Annotated in this window: 6 protein-coding genes; 1 reads left to right on the top strand and 5 read right to left on the bottom strand. The window is 37.7% G+C overall.

Translation table 11 applies throughout. From position 1 onward, the window contains the following. Nucleotides 1-174 precede the first annotated feature (174 nt). From Q0505_RS09130 to Q0505_RS09115, 4 genes are all read right to left on the bottom strand, one after another. Nucleotides 175-687: a hypothetical protein gene (locus tag Q0505_RS09130; RefSeq protein WP_299211778.1), complete on the bottom strand. Its 513-nt coding sequence runs from the start codon at nucleotides 685-687 to the stop codon at nucleotides 175-177. After that, nucleotides 668-1,366, bottom strand: a complete 699-nt coding sequence (prfH, locus tag Q0505_RS09125) for a peptide chain release factor H (protein ID WP_299211775.1) — start codon at nucleotides 1,364-1,366, stop codon at nucleotides 668-670. The genes Q0505_RS09130 and prfH overlap by 20 nt, the downstream gene beginning before the upstream one ends. 467 nt (nucleotides 1,367-1,833) lie before the next feature. After that, nucleotides 1,834-3,225, bottom strand: a complete 1,392-nt coding sequence (locus Q0505_RS09120) for an RtcB family protein (RefSeq protein WP_299211772.1) — start codon at nucleotides 3,223-3,225, stop codon at nucleotides 1,834-1,836. Next, nucleotides 3,210-3,896, bottom strand: coding sequence for a hypothetical protein (locus tag Q0505_RS09115; RefSeq protein WP_299211769.1), 687 nt, complete (start codon nucleotides 3,894-3,896; stop codon nucleotides 3,210-3,212). Before Q0505_RS09115 ends, Q0505_RS09120 begins: the two co-directional genes overlap by 16 nt. Before the next feature lie 979 nt (nucleotides 3,897-4,875). Here Q0505_RS09115 and Q0505_RS09110 point away from each other — a divergent pair. Beyond that, on the top strand, nucleotides 4,876-5,730 hold the full coding sequence (locus Q0505_RS09110; protein WP_299211766.1) for a hypothetical protein: 855 nt from the start codon (nucleotides 4,876-4,878) through the stop codon (nucleotides 5,728-5,730). A gap of 4 nt (nucleotides 5,731-5,734) precedes the next feature. Here Q0505_RS09110 and Q0505_RS09105 read toward each other — a convergent pair. Then, the coding region (locus tag Q0505_RS09105; RefSeq protein ID WP_299211763.1) for a beta-1,3-glucanase family protein at nucleotides 5,735-6,581 on the bottom strand (847 nt) is incomplete at its 5' end.

Raw genomic sequence — 6,581 nt, 5'->3', positions numbered from 1 at the left:
CCCCCCCCCGTTTACAAATGATAAACGGGGGTTTTCCATCCTAGAAAAATGCAATTAATCCTCTAAAATGACATCTAGAATCTTCACGATATTCTTGGCATCATCCACACCTCTGTATTGCGTTTCTTATAGGTCTATTATTAATATGTTATCTGTTGTATTTTACAAAACTAATTATTTATTTTTCCTCTTTTTAGAGTTCTTCTTTTTAGGCATTTTATCTTTGATACGATTTTTTTCAGAATCGAGTTCGTTGATAAAATGATTGTTGTACGTATGCACTTTTGCTGTTTTGAGACAAGACAACGCGGCTTTATATGCTTTCTTCTTCTCAAATAAGATGGCTTTTTTATAATATAGCACTGCTTTATCGGTTCCTTTTACGGTTAATGCAAAGTCGATTAACTTGGCTGCTTCAGTATAATCTTCGTTCCAAAGTAACACATTGATGTATTTTGGATAGCTATTTACCGCATGCATATCTTCAGCTAAAGCACGTTCATAATATGTTTTTGCTAGTTCATAATTGCCTAATTGCTCGGCATAGATTCTCCCCATTAAACATAAAGCAACTGCATTTTTCTCATCGTATGACAACGCATAGTTCAAAGACTCTATAGTTTCTTCAAGATTGTATGGGTAGGCATCTAGTGCTTGAAATAGATATTTATCTGTTGTTACTCCCATGATTCGTTTTTAAATCGTTTTTAAGGGCTTGCCTTTTGGAGGCATAGCTCTTATTCTTTTTTTGATGTTTGAAATCTCTTCCTTCAAATACCTGTATCGGATTTCCTCGCTCTATGTTGAGGTGTTGTTCCCAACTTGCATTGGCTTGCTCTTTTAATTGTTTCAGGTGATGTACTTGAAACTGCTCTTTAAGCCTTTGCAATGCTAGTTTCTTATTCTGGTGTTGCGATCTGCTATCCATAGCGACACATTGGATTCCTGTGGGAACGTGTGTGGCACGAACGGCTGAGTTGACTTTATTCACATTCTGTCCACCGGGTCCTGTGCTGCGCATCGCTTGATACTTGACATCTTTCTCGTGAAATGGCATTGTTTTGATTTGTGGTACTTCTTGTACTTTGATAAACCAGTTTTTGCGCTTATGATATTTCCGATACGGGGATTTACCAATCCATTGTATCGTGCCTATCCAATTGGCTAAAAAGGAGTCAAGCTCTTTTCCCGAAAGACTCAAAATAACAGACTGCACGGCTGTGACGCCGCTTTGTTCTTTCTGAAGGATGGTATGCGAAATCTTATGTTCTTTAAGGTCTATAATAAATGCTTTTAAGACATGTGCGACCACCCAATGACATTCGGTGGGACCTCTGCCTGCTGTAATTTGTATAAGTGTGTTCATTGTTTTTTAATGAAACGCCGTTTTAAAAAGTTGCAAAGCAATACATTTAAAATGGCTAGTTAAACCTGCCTATGCCGGCAGGCAGGCTAATCCCGCTTTTTCAGCGGGATCTAATGTTAATACCTCGAAGCTTGCCCCGAGGATTTTTTACTTTTCTTGATATCCTTAGAAGTGCGTCAGGGATTGCCGTGAAAATCCCACAGGCACGCCTCAAGCGTGACGAGGAATTGCAACAGAAAGCCCGACACTATGTTGCTTTTTGGGCAACATAGTGTGACGCCCATATCCAAATAATGCATTAGAAAATCTATTACGTTTTGAAATAACTTCAAAATCAAACGCTTCGCTGTACTTTTTAATTTAACCATAGTAAAGACCATGCTGAAATCAATAAAGCACTTGTTTTTCTTGCACTTTCAAACCTCATTACGAAGTTCTAATACACTATTTGGAATTAAATGGATCCTTTACTTGTCCATACGAACAATTTTTGGTGTAAAAGTGCCCAGCACTTCCACGAGTTCTTGTTGATTTGCCATCACTTTTGTAATATCCTTATACGCCATCGGTGCTTCATCGACACCGCCGCCTATAAGGGTTACATCATGTGTGGCGAGTTCTTTTTTAATACTACTTTGGGTAAATTTCTCTTTACATTTTCGCCTTGAGTGTAAACGCCCAGCTCCGTGAGAAGCCGATTGCAAACTGTCTGGATTTCCGAGACCTCTCACAATATATCCGGGTGCTGTCATAGAGCCAGGGATGATCCCTAATTCGCCTTTGGCAGCCGGTGTAGCACCTTTACGATGCACTATACACGTCTTACCGTTGATCTCTTCTTTCCACGCAAAATTGTGGTGATTGGCGATATTAACAAGCGGTTTTGCACCTAGCAATTTGCTGATTCTCGCATGAATGTTCTCATGACAAGCTTGTGCATACTCTCCAGCCAGATTCATTGCCATCCAATATTCCTGCCCGTCGTGTGTATTGAGATCTAGCCAGGCTAGATGTTGTACATGCTTAGGTAAGGGGCATTGCTTGGTAGCGAGGTAGGTGTAGTGTTTGGCAATATTGGCACCGAGACCTCGTGAACCGCTGTGTGATAATAACCCTAGGTATTCGCCAGCTTTTAAATTCCACTCATTTTCATCATTGGTAATAGAGACACTTCCAAATTCCACAAAATGATTGCCACCGCCAGAGGTTCCTAGTTGTTTATAGGCTTTGTCTTTAAGCCTTTTGACTAAAGGAATGTCTGTAAATGCGGGATGGCTAAAAATCGCGTGGTCATGTTTTCTGTCGTGCGTTTCATACATCCCAAATTTGGTATGTTCTGAAAGAATATTGACCAGTTGATGTTTCTTCCCTTTGAGGTAGGAGATTTTAATAGGATAGAGCGTTAAACTCATTCGGCATCCTATGTCAACGCCTACTCCATACGGAATCACAGCATTGTCTGTGGCAAGCACCCCGCCTATCGGTAATCCATACCCGCTGTGTGCGTCTGGCATTAATGCACCCGCTACGGCGATTGGTAATTTTAAGGCATCGTATAGTTGGTATTTTGCTTGATCGTCTATTTCGTTTTCCCCATAAATGGTATGCGGAACTCTCGTAGATCGTAGTACTTGTTTTTTTACAACGACTGGATCTGTTAGACTCTCTGCTATTTTACCCCATACACCATCGCCTATATATTCCTCTGGATGTGCGAGTACCAATGCGGCTTGTTGTAATATTTGTTCTTTTTTAAGCCTTTTATGGTATCTGTTTATTTGTCCTAAAGTGATATTGATGCTATTATTTTTTGGAAAGCCTAATTTGATCAGGTCTTTTCCGCTTAGTTTTTTTCCCATGATAGTTCTTCATTAATAATGTCTTGGATTTCAGAATCTCTCAACCCTTTTAATTTGGCGTTGATATAATTTCTTCCTCTTCTGTTGTAGGAAGACCATCTTGAATTCCAAGGATGTAATTTTCTTTTTGCTTCATAATATCCAGGTCGTAAGTACAGGCTTTCTAGAAAGTTTTCTTCCTGCTCTAATAATGGATCTATGTTGCGTCTGTGTGTTATATACGCACGTGTGAATTTGATACGATACGTTCCTTTTGGAAGTTTTACATAAAAGCGAGTTCTTGTTTTGTGCTTGAATTCGTAAAACCGAAAAGGAACACAAATGGCTTTTGCTTTGTCACTTAATCTGTTAAACTGACGCTTGCTTAGGGTTGGAATATCTCTAACAATGAGATGCTCAGAAGTTCTTGAATCCCATTTTCTGGCAGCCTCTTCTTTGGTTCTTCCCCAATCGTATTTTTCAAGAATAGCTATGATTTCTAACATAGCATCTTGATACTTATAGCGTTCCATTCTTTTGGTAACAACAAATTCTTTATACCAACCGTGGCGGATAGGCATATCTAATTTTGTATAGCCCAAAGCATGTTGTATGGCACGAATTGCTTGTTGTCTTTTATAAATACGGCGTACTTCTTTTAATCGCTGGCATTTGATGTGTGCCGGTTTCATAAATCAGTATTTTTCGTTAATACTTTTTGATGTTTGATTCCGGAATATGCCTGGCAATTCTAGAATCTTATGGAATAAAGGTTTTAGGTTTCATAAGTGTTGATTTTTAAATAAATGACTATTGGTTTCTGGGAAATGTTACTCTGTGATGCTTTCAACTTAGATCCCGCTTTTCAGTGGGATTAGCCTGCCTGACGGCAAAGGCAGATTCAACTTGCAATACTGAGTGCGTTTTTTAGACTTCTCACTATTGAGTTTTACTAACATAAAAAAAGCCCGAAACGTTTTTTGTACTTCGGACTTCAGAGTGTGGCTTTGTGGTAAAGCTATACGGTGTAGAAGTCTCGAAGAAAATATCCTGTAGCGTTTCCGTTTTTTAGGATATTGTATGTGTTTTTATTTATAAACATAGATACTTCGATTTTTAAATAATGAAACAATTCGTTTTTGTTACAATTGCGATGCAAAGATGAAATGGATTTTTGAATTTTGCAATAAAAAAATGAATTTATTTTATTGATATTCAGTTGATTAAATTAAATATAAGACAAAGAATTCCCTGTCCGCTTTCGCGAAAAAACCTACAGGACTACAACTTTTTGATTTCCTTTATTTTAGCTTTTAGCATAAAATAATATTGGAAGTAGCAACTTTTTGAGAAAAACTATTATTTCTTGAGATCATCTCTTAAAAAATAGCGTAAAACAAAAAAAGCGTCCAGATGATGGACGCTTTTTTGTAATATCTCTTAAAGTTTTTCTACCTAAAAATTGGTTTCCTAACCCCAAAAATGGCGTCCGTGATATGTAGGTGAAATAAACTCATAGGTTCTTTATATTTTATAATTTCAGGTGCAAATATGGGAAATATTTTTTAAATACATTTTTTGGGGATTTAAGTAGATCACTCTTTTTCATTCTTTTTTAAGTACTTTTATAGGAGGACACCTCTTTCTAAGAGGATTTAAAATACGAGGATTATGAGTATAAAACGCCTATTATTACTTACGTTGTTATTTTTTTTCCAACTTAAAAGTAACGCACAACAACAAGTTTCATTAGAAGATTTTGGACTTTCATTTACACTTCCTGCGGGTTGGACAGGAGATATTCAAGGAGATTATATTGTTTTAGGACATACATCTATACCTGGCATGATGATTTTATCAGAAAATTCCAATAGAACCATTGAAGCCGTAGTTTCTATGGCACAACAAGGCATACAAGCCGATGGATTTAACCTCACTGCCGATGGTACTTTTAAAACAGTCAGCTCAAAAAGAGCAGAAGGATTTTATAAAGGCACGTATGACTATAGCACGGCTGTTAAAGCGTATGCCATTGGTCTCATAGATGGGCAAGGCAAAGGAATGAGTATTTTGGTTCTTACCGAAACCAATGCTTTTGCAAATGATCATATTAATGCTGCCAATCAATTAGCAAAATCGGTTCAGTTCTTTACACCAAAAGCATCTCCAGCAACATTGCAATGGCAAAACCAATTAGTAGGTAAAAAATTAACGCATAGATACACGAGTGGTGGGGCAGGTGGTAGTAGCGTTACCAGAATCATTACCTTATGTGCTAATGGCACCTTTACTTTTTACGCTAATACGCATGCAAATCTTGACGGACCTGGCGGATTTGGTTATGCAAATAGCAATCAAGATAGCCGTGGAAATTACACCATATACTCTATACAAAACAATTCCTATCTCACCTTACATTTTGAAAATGGAAAGGAGTCTGAATATACACTCACGCGAGATGAAAATGGGTATACGTTTTTAGAGAGTTCTCGATACGCGGTGATGGATACCGAAGATTGTGATTAATTACTTAACCCGTTGCATCATCAGCTAGAATGGTAAGTGCTAGAGTTGAACTAGCCGTTACAGGTACTTTGATTAATGTCTTCAAATTTTTATCTGAAAAAGGATATCCATACGAATCAGATCCTTCATGAATGACTTTCGCGTAAGCGTTCCCAAATCCGTTTGCAAAAGGAGTCATTGTAGAAAATAGCGAACTATCATTTTTTCCAGTAGCAGAGAAGTAGCCTTCATTGATACCTATCATAATATCTCGATATACAGCGGCACAGGTATCATTAGGACTCATAGCGTTTCTTGTCACTTTATTATATACACAACTCCCATTACTTAAATAAATCGTTTTGTCAGTTAAATCGGCAGCTGGGATTTCAAACATGAGCTTTGGCGATGTTGAAGCTAAAGAGATACTTCCATCCGTATTAAACGTTCCTGTAAAATCATATTTTAAAGGACTGGTTTTTACACTTTTTATGGTTATTGATTTGCCTTGTAATGTTTTTAAATAAGGAGTATACGATGGTTGATTCATATAGAGCACATTAGCGCCCACCACTTTTGTGTTTCCTTTTCCATTTGTACGTTGCACTGCAGTACCATTAGTTCCTCCTAAAGCGGCAGCTATTTCTTGAACAATAGTATTGTGAGATTTTGAATACCCCAATTTTGTAGTTCCTAGCTCCATGGCTATAGGCACACCAAAGGTATCTACCGATGAAAGATCCGTCCATAAAACGTTATCTGTTCCTAACGTCAACTCGATATACCCATAATAATTGTCTGAGGTAGGTGCTGGATTTGTAGGCAGTGCCGTATAATAAGAAATGTATAAACGCCCGCCATCAATTTGAGTG

It is taken from the genome of uncultured Dokdonia sp. (assembly GCF_937910895.1).
Classification (GTDB): Bacteria; Bacteroidota; Bacteroidia; order Flavobacteriales; family Flavobacteriaceae; genus Dokdonia.
Note: the sequence above shows the minus strand (reverse complement) of the source record. Positions and strands in the feature narration are given on the sequence as shown.